The sequence below is a fragment of the Arthrobacter rhizosphaerae genome (genome assembly GCF_023062595.1).
In the GTDB taxonomy this organism is placed as follows: domain Bacteria; phylum Actinomycetota; class Actinomycetes; order Actinomycetales; family Micrococcaceae; genus Arthrobacter; species Arthrobacter rhizosphaerae.
The window spans coordinates 206477-222276 of the sequence record NZ_JALLAN010000004.1; the positions used below are offsets into that span (position 1 = coordinate 206477).

Annotated in this window: 15 protein-coding genes; 9 read left to right on the forward strand and 6 right to left on the reverse strand. The window is 55.8% G+C overall.

The annotated features are described in order from the left end of the window. Positions 1-83: 83 nt before the first annotated feature. From MU551_RS07590 to pdhA, 6 genes are all read right to left on the reverse strand, one after another. Positions 84-989, reverse strand: a complete 906-nt coding sequence (locus MU551_RS07590; RefSeq protein ID WP_247042144.1) for a hypothetical protein — start codon at positions 987-989, stop codon at positions 84-86. 14 nt (positions 990-1003) lie between these two features. Then, positions 1004-1432, reverse strand: a complete 429-nt coding sequence (locus MU551_RS07595) for a hypothetical protein (protein ID WP_247042147.1) — start codon at positions 1430-1432, stop codon at positions 1004-1006. Positions 1433-1452: 20 nt separating this feature from the next. Further along, positions 1453-1836, reverse strand: coding sequence for a thiol-disulfide oxidoreductase DCC family protein (locus MU551_RS07600; protein ID WP_247042149.1), 384 nt, complete (start codon positions 1834-1836; stop codon positions 1453-1455). A gap of 185 nt (positions 1837-2021) precedes the next feature. Then, complete coding sequence (locus MU551_RS07605; protein ID WP_247042151.1) at positions 2022-3449, reverse strand: dihydrolipoamide acetyltransferase family protein; 1428 nt, start codon at positions 3447-3449, stop codon at positions 2022-2024. A 4-nt stretch (positions 3450-3453) separates the two neighbouring features. Further along, positions 3454-4566, reverse strand: coding sequence for an alpha-ketoacid dehydrogenase subunit beta (locus MU551_RS07610; protein ID WP_247042153.1), 1113 nt, complete (start codon positions 4564-4566; stop codon positions 3454-3456). Further along, a complete protein-coding gene (gene pdhA, locus MU551_RS07615) occupies positions 4563-5807 on the reverse strand; it encodes a pyruvate dehydrogenase (acetyl-transferring) E1 component subunit alpha (protein WP_247042155.1) in 1245 nt (414 codons plus the stop codon). The genes MU551_RS07610 and pdhA overlap by 4 nt, the downstream gene beginning before the upstream one ends. A gap of 159 nt (positions 5808-5966) precedes the next feature. Here pdhA and MU551_RS07620 point away from each other — a divergent pair, with 159 nt between their 5' ends. From MU551_RS07620 to MU551_RS07660, 9 genes are all read left to right on the forward strand, one after another. Continuing rightward, the gene (locus tag MU551_RS07620) at positions 5967-6431 is read left to right on the forward strand and encodes an Lrp/AsnC family transcriptional regulator (RefSeq protein ID WP_247042156.1); all 465 of its coding nucleotides are present in this window, start codon (positions 5967-5969) and stop codon (positions 6429-6431) included. 269 nt (positions 6432-6700) lie between these two features. Further along, complete coding sequence (locus MU551_RS07625) at positions 6701-8206, forward strand: tyrosine-protein kinase domain-containing protein (RefSeq protein ID WP_247042158.1); 1506 nt, start codon at positions 6701-6703, stop codon at positions 8204-8206. Positions 8207-8305: 99 nt separating this feature from the next. Then, positions 8306-9580 (forward strand): lipopolysaccharide biosynthesis protein, encoded by a 1275-nt coding sequence (locus MU551_RS07630; RefSeq protein WP_247042373.1) that lies wholly within the window; start codon positions 8306-8308, stop codon positions 9578-9580. An 18-nt stretch (positions 9581-9598) separates the two neighbouring features. After that, entirely contained in the window at positions 9599-10654 is a 1056-nt protein-coding gene (locus MU551_RS07635) for a polysaccharide pyruvyl transferase family protein (protein ID WP_247042159.1), read from the forward strand. Between the two features lie 66 nt (positions 10655-10720). Next, positions 10721-11845, forward strand: a complete 1125-nt coding sequence (locus MU551_RS07640) for a glycosyltransferase (RefSeq protein ID WP_247042160.1) — start codon at positions 10721-10723, stop codon at positions 11843-11845. Continuing rightward, positions 11832-12398, forward strand: a complete 567-nt coding sequence (locus tag MU551_RS07645; RefSeq protein ID WP_247042161.1) for an acyltransferase — start codon at positions 11832-11834, stop codon at positions 12396-12398. The genes MU551_RS07640 and MU551_RS07645 overlap by 14 nt, the downstream gene beginning before the upstream one ends. Positions 12399-12492: 94 nt before the next feature. Next, positions 12493-13752 (forward strand): glycosyltransferase family 4 protein, encoded by a 1260-nt coding sequence (locus tag MU551_RS07650; RefSeq protein WP_247042162.1) that lies wholly within the window; start codon positions 12493-12495, stop codon positions 13750-13752. Between the two features lie 35 nt (positions 13753-13787). After that, positions 13788-14816, forward strand: a complete 1029-nt coding sequence (gmd, locus tag MU551_RS07655) for a GDP-mannose 4,6-dehydratase (RefSeq protein WP_247042164.1) — start codon at positions 13788-13790, stop codon at positions 14814-14816. After that, the gene (locus MU551_RS07660; RefSeq protein WP_247042166.1) at positions 14816-15790 is read left to right on the forward strand and encodes a GDP-L-fucose synthase family protein; all 975 of its coding nucleotides are present in this window, start codon (positions 14816-14818) and stop codon (positions 15788-15790) included. The genes gmd and MU551_RS07660 overlap by 1 nt, the downstream gene beginning before the upstream one ends. The last annotated feature ends 10 nt before the right edge of the window (positions 15791-15800 follow it).

The following is a 15800-nucleotide window of genomic DNA, read 5'->3' on the forward strand; positions in this document are numbered from 1 at the left end:
GTCCTAATGCTTGATTGGTTCCATGCGATTGAGTAAAACGCCCGTTGCCTCCATATCAGCCACAACTTGTGTCCTAGTTCGAGTCAAGCCCTTGTTATCTGCCAGGCTCGTAAGCGGGTACGAAGCTTCCTGGTGGAGAAGAGTTTCGTCAGCCACGGAAACCATTGACGCACTGGAAAAGCGAAAAATACTGCGTAGACAAGCAAATAGTGGGCAAAGTCGATACCCAAGGCAAGGTATACGCCCGCATGAAAACCCACGAGGATAAGAAGGCTGAACCGGAACAGCATTGGAACGAGGACGGCAAGGATAACCCAACCCTCGGCAAGTATCGTTGCGTAATCCAACGCCTTCCAGAAGATCGCTGAGTCAATGGTCCCGAAGAAGTCCGTCAAGGGGCCAAGCTTGATCGGCTCGGCCAAGTCCCTGGCCACGTAACCCCTGGTGGCCTGACGAGAAGGATCTAGCCATCCGGTCAGGATCTTAGGCACCGCTGCAGTTAACAGGGCAAAGCCAACGGTGATTGCCCAAAGAAGCATAGGGAAACCGTATGCGGCACTACTCCGGGCACGGCGCGCATCGATCGAATAACGTGATCCCCATCCGGCAAAGGCCATCGCAGCGGGCAACGTCTCGTAGAGGATGAAATGGTCAACTTTGCCAAAGGAGTGAGTCAGGCCAGATCCAACAATCAATACAGCGGCCAACGCCAGAGAAGCCGTTTTTGTGCGGTAGCCGACCAGCACAAGTACAGCCAACAGGGCACGCAGAACCTCGAGCGCGACAAGCATTTCCATCGGCGGTGAGCTACTGAAAAACATGAACGGCCCGGGAGGAGGATGAAAGAAAGCACCAGGTACTTCTGCAACCCATTTGTAGTCGATGGGAAAAATGAGGATGTGCGCCGCAAACAGAATCCGGATACCTGACAGTGCCTTTGGCGACGCTGTGTACGCTTCAGAGAGCCCGTCAATGAAAGCCGAGAACATGCTCGTGAGTCTGCTCATAGCTTGATCACCACTGCATCGCACTCGCCTATGTTCTTGTAGGTAGCTGACCGAATGTCCAGCTCTGTCTTGTACCAACACATCTCAATCTGCTTTGGGTTCTTTCCGCCTGCGAGTTCTCTTGCTTGACCAGCAAGCCACGTTATGACTTCCTGATCAGGTGTCCCTGGACTTCCGGGCTTGAAGACGTAGTCGAAGGAATAGCGTGCAGACGAGAACCGGAAACTGCTGAGGAGCTCGGACACATGCGGCTCCAGCGTCGTCCCGTCCGAGTATGTGATTTTTACAGATGCCACATCAGTTGGGAACATATTGGACTTATTGGGGGCTGACCCAAAAGAGGGCATACGTACTGCCGGATACGGCTCCGGCTCAACGATAAAGGATATGCCTGCTTGGATTACCAGGGCACCAATGAATGCCATAGTGGTCAGCGCACGCCAGCTCAGTTGGGTAGCCGACATGCGTCGGTTCCTCCAGGCATGGCATGGCGATTGCGGGCGATGAGTTTGTATACATTCGAAGCAAGGTGACGGACCCCCGGAAGTAGTATAAAGCGTCCGGCGATCTGCCATCCCCCGCGTTTGGAGATTAGGGCCTGAGCAATGGCGGATTCTCCGCGTGCCATCACCGCCCCACCATCAGCCCAATAAGCAGCAGATTCGACCATGTCCTCAGTCAAACCTATAGATTCAAGGTCATGAATTCCCTGCCAAGGTTTGATATTGACAGCTCCGCCTTTGGCAAGCCAGTTCGCCGAGCGTGTGCAGAATCCGCAATCAGCGTCATAAATTAAAGTGCGCTCTAGCGCCATCCCCCCGATAGTCATGCCCCAAGCATAAGGGCACACATACAACGACATGCCAACATGATTTACGAATAAATCCTGCGCTGATAGTCAAGATCTTGTGATTGTTTCAGGGAATGAATGGATCGAGTACCCAGCTGCAGCGGAGGAAATGCGTGACAGCCGGCTGGAATCAATAGACCGGTTTTCGGGGCCTAGTGCTCGACTCAAAGATCAGCCAGCACAGCCCCAGGGTTCTCCATTCCGTCCGCCACGTACCGCAGGAAGCCGGCTGCCGTTCCGCCGTCACACACGCGGTGATCGAAAGTCAGGGTCAGCTCGGTGACCTTCCGGACGGCCAGTTCGCCATTGACCACCCACGGCTTGTCCACGATCCGCCCAACACCGAGGATTGCCACTTCCGGATGATTGATGATCGCCGCTGACCCATCCACACCGAATACTCCGTAGTTGTTCAGCGTGAACGTGCCGCTCCCCAGCTCAGAAGGGGTTGCCTTACCTTCACGGGCAACTGCGGTAAGTCTGCGAATTTCCTCATCAAGTTCCCGGGCACTGCGTTTGTCGGCGTTTCGAATCGAGGGCACCATAAGGCCCCGGTCAGTCTGCGCTGCGAAGCCGAGGTTGACGCCATCGAATGCGACAATTTCCTGGGACTGGACGCCTTGGCCGTCCTCGGCCGAGACGATGCGCGAGTTTAGCTCCGGGTATTTCTTTAACCCGGCTGTGACAAATCGGGCAATGAAGGCAAGAAGGCCTGGGGCGTTGTGAGGATCTGCCTTCTTCAAGGATGCCCTTATCTCCACCAAGGCTGTCGTGTCCACATCTACCCAGACAGTCGCCTCGGGGATCTCAGAATGGCTACGTGACATGTTGGCAGCCGTGGCTTTGCGGACTCCGCGGATAGGCGTCCGGCTGACGATACTGAGACCGCTCCGGGGATCTGTCTCCAGCTGGCTCTCCGATGGGCCCGCAACGCCGGCAGAATGTGTCTCCTCAAGTTCGGCGGATTCCTGCTGCCGCCTTGGTGAAATTGCAGCCTCCACATCACGGCGCATGATCAGGCCGCTTTCCCCCGAGCCCTGCAGTTCGCCGAGGTCAACGCCGTGCTCTCGAGCCATCCGGCGGACGAGCGGCGAGATGACTGCCCCCAGTTTTCCCGGTACCCGCGTCCGAAGAAGCGAGAGGTCACCTGCATCAGCCGCTGGAGTGGGCGGTTCCGGCTCCACTAAGGACAGTGAAGCTGAGCCCTTTCGTGCCCTTGTGCGTCGTGCCGTGCCCACACCGCCCGGGGTTCCGTATCCGATGAGGACGTTCCCCGAACCGGCCTTTTCCTCCTCCCGGTAGGTTTCCGCAGCTTCCCGAACCGGAGTCTGGGTTGGCTCAAGGCCCGGGCCTGAACTGACAGAGATCAGTGGCTTACCCACATCCAGTGTTTGCCCTGGCTCACCATGCAGCTCCGCTACGGTGCCCGCGAACGGCGAGGGCACCTCCACCATGGATTTGGCGGTTTCCACCTCAGCTATTGGCTGGTCCACCTGGATCTCGTCGCCGACGGCCACGAGCCAGTTCACAAGTTCGGCCTCCGTGAGGCCTTCGCCGAGGTCCGGCAGGAGGAATACTTTTGTTTCGCTCATAGGATCAGTCTTCCCACTGGAGGTCGTCAACGGCGTCAAGAATGCGGTCCACGCCGGGCAAGTAGTAGTGCTCCAGCTTGGGAGCGGGGTAGGGGATATCGAATCCGGTCACCCGCCGGATGGGTGCCGCCAGGTAATGGAAGCAGCGCTCCTGCACCCTGGCCACTATCTCCGATGACACAGAGGCGAAGCCGTGCGCCTCCGCGATCACCACTGCACGGCCGGTCTTGCGAACAGATGCGCTCACCGTCTCGTCGTCGAAGGGCACAATCGAACGCACATCGATCACTTCCAGGGAGCGTCCTTCTTCGGCGGCCGCAGCAGCGGCAGCGAGAGCGGTCGGAACAGTGGGGCCGTAGGCGATGAGCGTTGCATCTGTGCCGGGACGGGCGACGGCGGCGCGGCCTTCGGAGGAAGTCCCGCCGTCGAGGTTTGCCTGGTGTTCTGCCCGGAGGGCGCCCAGATCAACCATGTCCTTGGACCAGTACAGCTTCTTGGGTTCCATGAACATCACCGGATCATCTGAATCGATGGCCTCCCGCAGCATCCGGTATCCATCCGCAACCGTTGCCGGCGTAAAGACTTTGAGACCGGCAGTGTGCGCGTAGTAGGACTCAGAGGAATCGCAGTGGTGCTCCACTCCCCCGATGCCGCCCGCATATGGGACACGGATAACGATCGGCAGCTTCACGGCGCCCTTCGTGCGGTTATGCATCTTCGCGACATGGCTGACGATCTGCTCGAAGGCCGGGTAGGCGAAGGCGTCGAACTGCATTTCGATCACGGGGCGCATGCCATTGATGGCCATACCAACTGCCATGCCAACGATGCCCGATTCCGCCAGAGGAGTGTCGAAGCAGCGCTGTTCACCGAAGGTTTTTGTGAGTCCATCTGTAATTCGGAAGACGCCACCCAGCATTCCGACGTCTTCACCGAAAACAAGGACGGAAGAATCAGCCTGCATTGCATCGACCATGGCGGTATTAAGCGCCTTGGCCATTGTGATGGCCTGCGGGCCGGAGTCCTCAGCGGACGCTGCAGCCTTCGCGGCTGCTCGGGCCGTGGCAGCGCTGACGTTGCCATTGACCTCTGACGACGTGGTGATAGACGGGCTCATCGTTCTGCCTCTTCTGTGCTGGCGTCAGCTGCTGCTTCGCGGGCAAGTTCATCAGCGAGCATTGCCGACTGTTCCCTCAGCTGGGGTGTGGTTTTTGAGAAGACATGGCGGAAGAGTTCCTGCGGATCCACCGGAGCGTCTTGGCCCAATCCTTCCCGGAGTTGGGCGGCCACCGTCTCGGCCTTCTCGGAGATCCGGGCCTCAGCAGCTTGATCCAACAACCCCCTTTCAGTCAGGTAAACCTGCATCCGCTTCAGCGGATCCCTGGCAGCCCATTGGGCAACCTCGCTGTCCTGGCGGTAGCGCGTGGCGTCATCGGCGTTGGTATGGGCCTGCATTCTGTAAGTGTGGGCCTCGACCAAAAGTGGGCCGGAGCCACCGCGGGCAAGGCTCACTGCCCTGTCCAGCACCGCGAGCAGCGCAACGATGTCGTTGCCGTCCACGCGCTCACCTGCCATTCCATAGCCCACAGCCTTGTGAGCCAGAGATGGAGCGACCGACTGGTGGGCCAGAGGCACCGAAATTGCGTACTGGTTGTTCTGGACGAAGAACACCACGGGAAGGTGGAAGACGGCAGCGAAGTTCAGGGCCTCGTGGAAGTCACCTTCACTCGTGGCTCCGTCACCGCACATTGCCAGCACAACGGTGTCTTCGCCGCGGAGCTTTGCGGCATGGGCCACCCCGACGGCGTGGAGGAGTTGCGTGGTCAGCGGTGTGCACTGAATGCCTACCTTGTGCTCGGTGGGGTTGTAGCCGCTGTGCCAGTCGCCCCGGAATATGGTCATGGTCTGGACAGGGTCAACTCCCCTTGCCATCACAGCGACGGAATCGCGGTAGGTGGGAAAGATCCAGTCGCCCTCTGAAAGACAAAGAGCGGCGGCCACCTGGCAGGCTTCCTGGCCGTGGCTGGAGGGATAAACCGCCATCCGTCCTTGGCGGACCAGGGCCGAGTTCTGGTCATTGACCCTGCGGCCGACCACCAGTTGCTCGTAGGCGGCGAGCAGCTCTGCGTTACCGGGCAGCGGGTACTCGTGGCCGGGCTGGGTGCCCTGCTCAGTGTGGTGTATCAAAGCACCGTCCTGGTCCACCATTTGAATCGGATGCCGGGCCGGCAGCATGTAGTCCTCAACTGTGATGCCGAACTTACGTACAGCCTCGGTAACTGCATCCTCGCCGGTTTGTCCGGGCTGGCTATCTGGCCCTGCCGGCTGCGCGGCGGCGTGGTCTGCGGAGATCGTCATTGGTCAGTCCTTCTATAGCCACTATTCATTCCCAGTATCGTCCCGAAAGCTGTTTCGTATCCAGCCCCAGGGTTAATCGTGGAAAAGCGCGGCTGAGTAGCCTACTCTGAAAGACGAAACGTAAGTGTGAGCTGGATTACGGGCAGGGGTTGTAGACGAATGGCCGAGAGTGGCATCGACCGGGGGGAAGTCCGGCTGGATGATGTGGACCGGAACATCATTGCCGAGCTGACCCGCGATGGCAGGATGTCAGTAACGCAAGTGGCGGAGAACGTCCATATTTCCCGGGCACATGCCTACACACGTATTGCGCGGCTGACCAGCGAAGGCGTGCTGACTAAGTTCACTGCCCTCGTAGATCCCATTAAGGCCGGTCTCAAGTCCTCCGCCTACGTGACCCTCAAAGTCAGCCAACATTCCTGGCGTGAGCTCCGCGAACAACTTCGCACCATTCCTGAAATTCATCACATTGCCCTGGTGGGCGGGGATTTCGACGTGATTCTCCTGGTCAGGGCAGTAGACAACGTGGATTTACGCCGGGTTATCTTCGACCAGTTGCAATCCATGCCCGGTGTGCTCGACACGCAGACATTCCTGGTGTTTGAGGACTTGGATACGCGATAAATTTCGAAGTGCAGACGTCCCGACTTGCACTAACGCGAGCACCCAGCAACCCAGCATCAATCCGAATCGTTCACAAAGATTTTCCTTCTCAGACACAAGATGAACATGAAATTGAGGGTGGCTGCCTCTGCTTCATAATAAGTGAGCGGATTTCCGGTGAAATGAACCGACCAGCCCGCCGCCAGCTATGATTATCAGGACTGGACGAATAAAGGCGTTTCTGGTGGCGCGCCAATGGCTAGCCCCAGCCACGAAAATAGGGGGATCGTTTGGACCTACGCGACTATCTACGCATATTCCGCCGCAACTGGGTACTGGTCGTGGCGCTTGCCTTGACTGGGATTTTGGTTGGTGGGGTTGCTTCGGTGCTCATCAAACCCACTTACACCGCAAGTACACAGTTATTCGTCGCAATTCAGAGTTCTGGAACTGTTACGGAGCTACAGCAGGGGAACACGTTCAGTCAAGCGCGGGTTCAGTCGTATGTTAAGACAGTAACCACTCCGGTTGTCCTGGGGCCTGTTATAGAGACATTGGGGCTAAACGACTCAGCTGAACAACTGGCGGACAGAATTGAAGCCAGTACGGATCCGAATACAGTACTGATAACAATTAAAGCGGCCGACGATTCTCCAGCTAAGGCGGCAGCCATAGCCCAGGCTGTGGGAAATAGCCTAGTCAAGGCCGTTGATGACCTCGAACGACCCCAGGCGGGCGGCACGTCGCCTGTAAGGCTATCGATCATTACTCCGGCAGCGGCCCCAAGTGAGCCGTCTGCACCAAACACCAAGATAAACTTGGCACTTGGATTACTGATAGGTCTTGGACTCGGTATCTTCTTGGCGATACTAAGAACGACCTTTGACACCCTCATCCGAGCAGAGTCTGACCTGCGTCAAGTCACTGATGCGCCGCTCCTGGGCCGTATTACATTTGATCCGGATGCCTCCAAAAAGCCGCTACTCACCCAGACGGCCACCCAAAGCCCGCGAGCCGAATCATTTCGTCAATTGCGGACGAACCTCCAGTTCGCTCATGTTACTGGTGGCCGCAAGAGTGTGCTGGTTACTTCGTCCGTTCCCGGCGAGGGAAAAAGTACGACTGCTACCAATCTCGCTCTAGCAATTGCTCAAGCAGGGCAAACTGTATGTCTCGTTGACGCCGACCTCCGCCGGCCAATGGTGGACTCGTATCTGGGGCTGGAGCGCAGGGCTGGCCTTACCACTGCTCTGATTGGTTCAACAGATATTAACGATCTTCTCCAGCCTTGGGGAGAAGACGATCTCTACGTTCTTACGTCGGGAGTGATCCCGCCTAATCCAAGCGAACTGCTTGGATCTGACGAAATGAAGTCACTCCTTAGCCGACTCGAATCTGCTTTTGACGTCGTCATATTGGACGCACCTCCGCTCCTCCCTGTGACGGACGCGGCTGTGCTGTCCCAACACGTCGGAGGGGTTGTAGTCGTCGTGGGTGCACAGAAGACAAGCCGTGCCGAGCTTGAAAAATCCTTGACAGCATTAGGTCTCGTCGGCGGGCACCTGCTCGGAGTGGTACTCAATAGGCTGCCAACCCGAGGCGCGGACGCCTACTCCTACAGCTACTACAGCTACGGAGCGTCCAGCACAGTAGACAAAGACTTGGGCGCGGCCAGTCCAGCACTTCAATCTATGGACTCGAATGTGCTTGCTGAACTAAGCCGCGAACCTGCAACGTTTCCTCGAGAACAAAGTTCCGTATCGACGGCCTTGCGGTCGTCACGGCAAGGAAATTAGCCGTATGTAGCCTCACTACTACTGCTTGGAATGGTCTCATTGGTCCTGGAGATGGTTTGTCTGCAGGACCAACTCAGCAAGAACTTATTGGCATAAGTGATGCAAAATCTGCCGGGGGGCGGTGAAAGATTGAGCAGGAAGAAACTAGCGTCTCAGTTTGCTTGGATTTCGACAGGTCGTTTGCTGGGCGCACTCATTCAAGCCGTCACGATACTCCTGGTGGCCCGGGACCTCGGTCCTCATAGCTTCGGGGTGTTTTCCGCCGTCTTCGGGGTGGCGATCGTATTCCAAGCTGGTTTCGATCTGGGGATTGCAACCATGGTGGTACGTGAGCGGGCCGTAACTCCAACGAGTCCGATTATCTACTCCGCGCTCACCCTGACGGATCGGCTTGCCCTGGCGATAACGCTCATCACAGGGCTCCCTTTGTTGTTTCTGGCCATCATCATCGATCCTTTCTTCTATAATCTCCTGCCCTTGGCCATCTGGGCGGCATGTGAAAGGCACACCGATACATGGCTGGCAATTCCTTTAGCAGACGGCGATGCACGCATAAACACCCAAAATTTGGTAACTAGACGCGTCGGAACCGTCCTTCTATATCTAGGTGCGGTCTTCGCGGGCGTAAACGCCGCACTAGCCTTTTCCGCATCATTGGCAATCACGGCAACTGTATCGCTTATAGTCATCCGAAGGATTGTCATACACCGCATCGATACATCGCGTTCGAGAATGACATATAGAGAAGTTGTTAATCGTTCTTGGCCCTACTGGCTAAATTCCCTCGGGACCCAAGCGCGCAATTTGGACACTTTGGTGGTTTCGGCTGTCGCTGGACCAAGCCAGGCAGGATTCTATGCCGCTACCAGCAGGGCCACGGGCCCGCTGCGAATTCTGTCAACGTCCCTTGCCGCGGTTCTGCTGCCGGCAAGTGCTGACCGCAACAGAAAAATCGGTAGCTTGATTGGAATTGTTGGCTTCACGGCTCTTTTTTGCTGCTTACTTTATGGCAGCTTGATCCTGATTGTTCCGGCTGCTGTCGAGATGTTTCTGGGTGCCGTCTATAAGGGGGCCGTGCTTCCCCTGCAAATAGTTCTGGGCGGACTCGTATTTGCTGCTATAGCATCACTGTTCACTTCGATGCTTCAGGGTCTGGGTTACCAGCTTTTTGTGGCCAAGACAGCAATAGCAAATACGGCTATTTGTCTTTTGGCGGTCTGCATAGGTGGATTGGTTGGCGAGGCTGTAGGAGCAGCGTGGGCATTGAGTGCTTCTTTTGCAAGTCAAGCAGCCATCCTTGGATACAAGGTCGCTTTACATACGCGCAGTATGCAGAACGGCCCTGTGCCGGTACTGCTGGAATCATCGGAGTGAATTAGATTGGGACGTGGTTTGAAGAGAAGAGTATTTGGCAGCATTGCGGCCCAACATGACAACCTTGGTGACATCGCCATTCGACGTGTCTTTTTCCAGAAATATGCCGATGAAGGCCGATCGCTAGTTTTATTGTGTAAAGGAATGCCGAAGACATATATCGAGCATTTCAACTTTTCCACGCATGTAACACTTGTCCCAAATTCAATAGCTTTCCAGTTCAAGCTGCTCTGGGAGGCCCTCAACCGTCGCGCTGACTTGGTCTATGCTCCTGGCCCTCATAGGCTCGACGACGACCCAAAAGCCGTTGCAAAAACGATTCTTATGCTTGCGAATATTGCGCTCATCCGGGCCACCGGAGGCGTGATTCAAACTGCCGGGAGGGCACTCCGAGGCAACGGTCGGTTGAGTTGGATGCTAGAACGGCAAATCGTCAGATTATCCCAATTGTATGTGGTTAGGGACTCGGCTTCGCTAGCGCTGATGAAAAATGGAGTCCTGCACGCGCCCGATTTGGCATTTGGAATGGAGCGTACGGCACGATCCTCTAACCAGCCGCGCAAGTTGATTGCACTGTCTTTTCGCAACGATACGAAGATTGATGTGGACACCTTTGAACGGCTAATCCGTAGCTTAAAGTTCCACAATTTCAGTCCAGTTTTGGTTAGCCAGGTGAGGCGCGATGACGTCCAACATGAAGAGCTGGCCACAAAGTTCGGTCTGGAGGCGTTTCTCTGGGGCCAGAAAAGCCATACAGACCAACAGTCAGTTGTAGACAGCGTGTATCGCCGGTCTTTTGCCGTAGTCAGCAATAGGCTGCATGGACTGATTTTTGGAATCATGGCCGGAGCAATTCCTGTCGAATACCGTATTGGTGCTTCCGACAAGATCAGCTCGACTGTGACTCCGTGGTTCGGCTCCTACCCCATAATCAACGACCAGGAATACACTCCTGGCGCTAATACAGAGACCATCCAGTCCCTCATCGAGGGCGTCAAGGACTTTGATCAGCGAGTCGATAGTGCACGCACATCAGTGCGCCACACGCTGACCGCGCTAACGAGAGTCTCATGAAGCGTCTACTGAGCGAGAAACGCTCATGGAAGCGACTCGACCGTTTTTTGAGAGCTAGGAAATCGAATGAGTAGCTACAGCAGCCGAAGAACCAAAGCCATGTACCTGACGGTCCTTCCCTTCTATCGTGAAAATTGCATACAGTCTTTGTTCTCCGAGTCAGGGGATACCGTAGAGATATACGCAGGCCCGCGCCAGTTGACCGCGACTGTAAAAACAGGCATTGATCCAACCCTTTATCAACCATTGCGCGCGTTCTTTCTTTTTGGACGTGCAATAATTCTGAGGGACCATTGGCTACGTGCCATTAATGCAGATTCACTCATGCTTGATCTGAATCCTCGCTGCTTGACGGCGTGGGGAATGCTCCTGGCACGGAAGATTCTAAAACGGCGAACGCTGGTCTGGGGACATCTGTATCCTCGTGCCGGCGCAGGCTCATGGACCGCACGCCTTAGACGCTCAATGCGGACGCTCGCGGACGGAACTGTGCTGTATGGGTTCGACAGTGTCATTCCTGCCCAAAAGGACCTTCCTAACCAACCGGTTTGGGTTGCCCCCAATGCCCTGTATCCTGCGGAAGCGCTATATCCTGCACGTGCTGATAACGACGCCAAGGCCATCGTTTATGTGGGCCGCCTAGTAGCGGAGAAGAAAGTCGATCTTCTTATCAAGGCGTTCGCCCAAGTTGCGCATCAGCTCGGAGACGTGCGGCTTAGAATCGTCGGTGCTGGAGATGCCCTACCTGAGCTCAAGAAAATGACTGAGCGACTTGGCATCCCGGAAAAAGTTGAATTCACAGGGTCAGTGATGGGCGTTGACAAGCTTCGTGAGGTCTATTCCGACGCGTTCTGCTCCGTCTCCCCCGGATACGTTGGACTTAGTCTGACCCAGAGCTTGGGCTTTGGCGTGCCGATGCTGGTTGCTGACGACGAACCTCATGCGCCAGAGATCGAGCTGGAGAGATTCGGCGGTGTAGCACGGTTCAAGGAAGACGATGACATAGCCCTGGCATCGCTGATCCTCTCGGTCTTTGACGGCGAAACGACCTTTCCCACTCCGGAGAAGCTCGCCGCTCCTATAAAAGCAAACTACTCCGCAGAGTCAATGGCTAGAGGGCTTCTCGAGAGCTTGGATGCGTCTCCTCAAAATCTCGGAAAAGAAGGATGGCCTGACGATGACCAGCATTAATACTAGGCGGTCCCGGATCCCGGCCCCGCTGCACTCTGTCACCAGATGGGCCCTGAACAAAGTGGCTACTGGGTCCAAGGTCCGCGTGGGGCGTGGGCTTCGCGCTGGTCTCGGCAGCAGAATAAGTTCAATACATGGACTTGAAATTGGTGATCACGTTTCCATTGGCCCCGGCTCTCTAATTGAGGTCGACGGATATATTGGCGATTTTGTTCTGATTGCCAGAAACGTGCAAATAGTCGGACGAATGGATCACGACATCGGAGCGATAGGAGTTCCTGTGGTCAGAGCCACCTGGGTGGGTGACCGGGACGCGCTGCCAGAAGACGCCGTCCGAATAGAGCGAGATGTGTGGATCGGTGCCGGCGTAATAGTACTGGGCGGAGTCACCATAGGAGAAGGAAGCATTATTGGCGCAGGATCCCTTGTCTCGAAAGACATACCGCCTTACTCAGTAGCTGTAGGATCTCCTGCTCGACGAATCTCCGGAAGGTTTGCCAGTGAGGCTGAATGCATTGAACATTCCAAGGGCCTGGATGTACTCACGGAATAGCGCGATGAGAGTTATCCAAAGGTCCGGCTGCTTTCAAATGATGATTGATGGATTTCCAGTATTTTCTTTCTAATTGTTCGAAGGGTCTCGACCAATGACAAATGAAGTGTTTGAGACAGACCGCAGTCTCCGGATCACTATCCTGGGAATCAACTACCGGCCGGAGCCAACGGGAAACGCTCCCTATACCGCCAGTCTCGCCGAGGGCCTCGTTGCGGCGGGGCACAAGGTCCGGGTGATTACCGGCTACCCTCACTACCCTGAATGGGAGCTGAAGGCCGGATACACCGGCTGGATACGCAGGGAAACCATCAATGGTGTTGAAGTCATTCGCTTACGACACTACATTCCTCGAAAACCGGGCCAATTAAACCGCTTGTGGATGGAAATCACGTTCGGACTGCGCCTCGCTTTCGCACGGTGGTCAAAGCCGGACACGGTGCTGGTTATCAGTCCGGCCCTGTTCTCCAGCGCCCTAGCTATTCTGCGAACGAGGTTGCGACCCAACCGGCCAGCGGTCGGTATCTGGGTGCAGGACATCTATAGCCGCGGTGTTGTTGAAGTGAATGGTAAATCGCGGGCAGGAAGTGCTCTCGCCGCTGCTGAGTCCTACATTCTCAAGTCAGCCGACGGCGTGGTGGCCATACACGAACGTTTCAGACAGTATTTTGTGAACTCACTGGGCGTATCTTCGAACGATGTCAAGGTCATCAGGAACTGGACACATCTGCCTCCCTCTCCCGCTTCTGGATCAGTCGATGTTCGGTCGCGGTTTGGATGGTCCCCCGACGATGTCGTTGTACTTCATGCGGGAAACATGGGCCAGAAACAAGGGCTGGAGAACGTCCTGGAAGCAGCGCGACTTGCAGACCAGTCCCAAAGCAGGGTTCGCTTCGTGCTGATGGGAGATGGTAACCAGCGACGCCGACTTGAAGAGTTGGCCAATGGAATCAAGTCCATAGAATTTATGCCCCCACTACCGGGTGATGACTTTATGGACGCCTTGGCCGCGGCAGACATTCTCCTCGTTAATGAATTACCGGGCGTTAAGGATATGGCAGTACCCAGTAAGTTGACTTCCTATTTCAATGCCGGTGTACCTGTAATCGCGGCAACGGATCCAGAAAGTGTGACGGCCTCGGAAATTGCCGCCTCTAGCGGAGGAGTCCGCGTCGACGCAGGGGATCCACAAGCCCTTCTCTCTGCTGCCGAGAGTTTGGGCCGGGATAAGGTAACCGCCAAAACTCTGGGAACCAGTGGGCTCAAATTTCGGAATGAAACACTTTCGGAAACTGCGGCCATCGGACACTATGATGACTTCATAAAGAGTTTGGCAATGTCGCGCGGCCGATAGGCTGTGCTTTTTTATTTTTCGCATCAGGGGGAAGCATGAAAAAACGCGCGCTCATCACGGGGATCACAGGGCAGGATGGATCCTATTTAGCAGAGCTTCTGCTTACCAAGGGCTACGAGGTCCATGGACTCATCCGCAGGGCCTCTACATTTAATACCGCCCGAGTGGACCATTTATATGTAGATCCCCATGACTCCAGTGCAAAACTCTTCCTGCACTATGGGGACCTCAGCGATGGAGCTCGGCTCGTAACCTTGCTCGCCGAAATCAAGCCTGATGAGGTATATAACCTTGCTGCTCAGTCGCACGTTCGAGTATCTTTCGACGAGCCTGAGCATACTGCCGACACCACCGGCGTGGGCACAATTCGACTGCTCGAAGCCGTGAGAATGTCGGGCATTAAGACGAGGTTCTATCAAGCATCTTCGTCGGAAATGTTTGGAGCCACACCACCGCCCCAGAACGAAGACACGCCTTTCTATCCACGATCGCCATATGGCGCTGCCAAGGTCTATAGCTATTGGATCACGAAGAATTATCGCGAGGCGTACGGCATGTACGCAGTCAATGGCATACTGTTCAACCACGAATCGCCCCGCCGAGGCGAAACCTTTGTTACTCGGAAAATTACACGCGCGGTTGCTGCTATCAAGGCGGGTAAACAGGATTTGCTCTTTATGGGAAACCTGGACGCTGTGCGCGACTGGGGATATGCCGCCGAATATGTCGAAGGCATGTGGAGAATGCTCCAGGCAGAGGAACCGGAAGACTTTGTCCTCGCTACTGGCGGCAGCTACACCGTGCGGGACTTTCTCCAAATAGCCTTTGAGCACGCGGGCTTGGACTGGGAGGAACACGTCCGCTTTGATCCCCGCTACCTTCGACCTACAGAAGTTGACGCCTTGGTGGGTGACGCGTCCAAAGCCCAGAACAAGTTGGGTTGGAAAGCCTCCGTCCACACCCCTGAATTGGCCCGGATTATGGTGGACGCAGACATAGAAGCACTCAGGAACGCGGGAAACCAGTGGATCGACCGCGTTGATCTCGAGAGTTGGAAAAACTGATGGCGGATGACTTGGATTTCCGCCCGGAGCTCCTTGACCGGTCATCGACCTTCTATGTAGCCGGTCATCGGGGCCTTGTGGGCTCAGCAATCTGGCGCCGGTTGGTGGCCGAGGGGTTCACGGATCTGGTTGGTCTCACTTCGTCAGATCTGGACCTCAAAAACCGGGAAGCAGTATCCGACTTCTTTGCCCAGACGTCTCCTCGATATGTCGTTCTGGCAGCCGCGAAGGTTGGCGGCATTCTTGCTAACAGCACTTATCCTGTCGACTTCCTTAGCGACAATCTTCGTATCCAGGTGAACGTCCTTGATGCGGCTCGAACTCATGGTGTGGAAAGACTACTTTTCCTTGGGTCGTCGTGCATATATCCCAAGTTTGCTGAGCAGCCCATACGGGAAGAGTCTTTGCTTACCGGACACTTGGAACCAACGAATGACGCTTACGCCATCGCCAAGATTGCCGGAATTTTGCAGATCCAAGCAACTCGTCGCCAGTACGGCTTGCCATGGATCTCAGCCATGCCAACGAATCTGTATGGGCCGGGCGATAATTTCTCTCCGGAAGGTTCGCACGTCCTGCCTGCTCTTATCCGCCGTTACGACGAGGCAGCGAGAGCTGGCTTGCCGACCGTCACAAATTGGGGCTCCGGATCACCCCGACGTGAATTCCTTCACGTTGACGATATGGCTTCAGCTTGCCTGCATCTTCTTGAGAACTACGACGGTCCCTCGCAAGTTAATGTGGGCACGGGAACAGATGTAACTATCCGCGAACTGGCATCGATAGTCGCTGATGCCGTCGGCTACACGGGACAAATCGAGTGGGACGCCACGAAGCCGGATGGAACTCCTCGCAAACTACTCGATGTTTCCAAGTTGGCTCAGTCCGGCTGGGCGGCCTCAACCGGGCTTAAAGAGGGCATCGATTCAACGGTCGCTTGGTATCGCGCTAATTTGCTCCAGGTTCGAAGTTAGATAGCGGGCC

Excerpts from the sequence above, each read along its gene's own strand:
- MU551_RS07630 (WP_247042373.1), top strand. The coding sequence starts at position 8,306 with ATGCAAAATCTGCCGGGGGGCGGTGAAAGATTGAGCAGGAAGAAACTA.
- MU551_RS07590 (WP_247042144.1), bottom strand. The coding sequence starts at position 989 with ATGTTCTCGGCTTTCATTGACGGGCTCTCTGAAGCGTACACAGCGTCG.
- pdhA (WP_247042155.1), bottom strand. The coding sequence starts at position 5,807 with ATGACGATCTCCGCAGACCACGCCGCCGCGCAGCCGGCAGGGCCAGAT.
- MU551_RS07610 (WP_247042153.1), bottom strand. The coding sequence starts at position 4,566 with ATGAGCCCGTCTATCACCACGTCGTCAGAGGTCAATGGCAACGTCAGC.
- MU551_RS07640 (WP_247042160.1), top strand. The coding sequence starts at position 10,721 with ATGAGTAGCTACAGCAGCCGAAGAACCAAAGCCATGTACCTGACGGTC.
- MU551_RS07660 (WP_247042166.1), top strand. The coding sequence starts at position 14,816 with ATGGCGGATGACTTGGATTTCCGCCCGGAGCTCCTTGACCGGTCATCG.
- MU551_RS07595 (WP_247042147.1), bottom strand. The coding sequence starts at position 1,432 with ATGGCATTCATTGGTGCCCTGGTAATCCAAGCAGGCATATCCTTTATC.
- gmd (WP_247042164.1), top strand. The coding sequence starts at position 13,788 with ATGAAAAAACGCGCGCTCATCACGGGGATCACAGGGCAGGATGGATCC.
- MU551_RS07650 (WP_247042162.1), top strand. The coding sequence starts at position 12,493 with ATGACAAATGAAGTGTTTGAGACAGACCGCAGTCTCCGGATCACTATC.
- MU551_RS07645 (WP_247042161.1), top strand. The coding sequence starts at position 11,832 with ATGACCAGCATTAATACTAGGCGGTCCCGGATCCCGGCCCCGCTGCAC.
- MU551_RS07605 (WP_247042151.1), bottom strand. The coding sequence starts at position 3,449 with ATGAGCGAAACAAAAGTATTCCTCCTGCCGGACCTCGGCGAAGGCCTC.
- MU551_RS07600 (WP_247042149.1), bottom strand. The coding sequence starts at position 1,836 with ATGACTATCGGGGGGATGGCGCTAGAGCGCACTTTAATTTATGACGCT.
- MU551_RS07620 (WP_247042156.1), top strand. The coding sequence starts at position 5,967 with ATGGCCGAGAGTGGCATCGACCGGGGGGAAGTCCGGCTGGATGATGTG.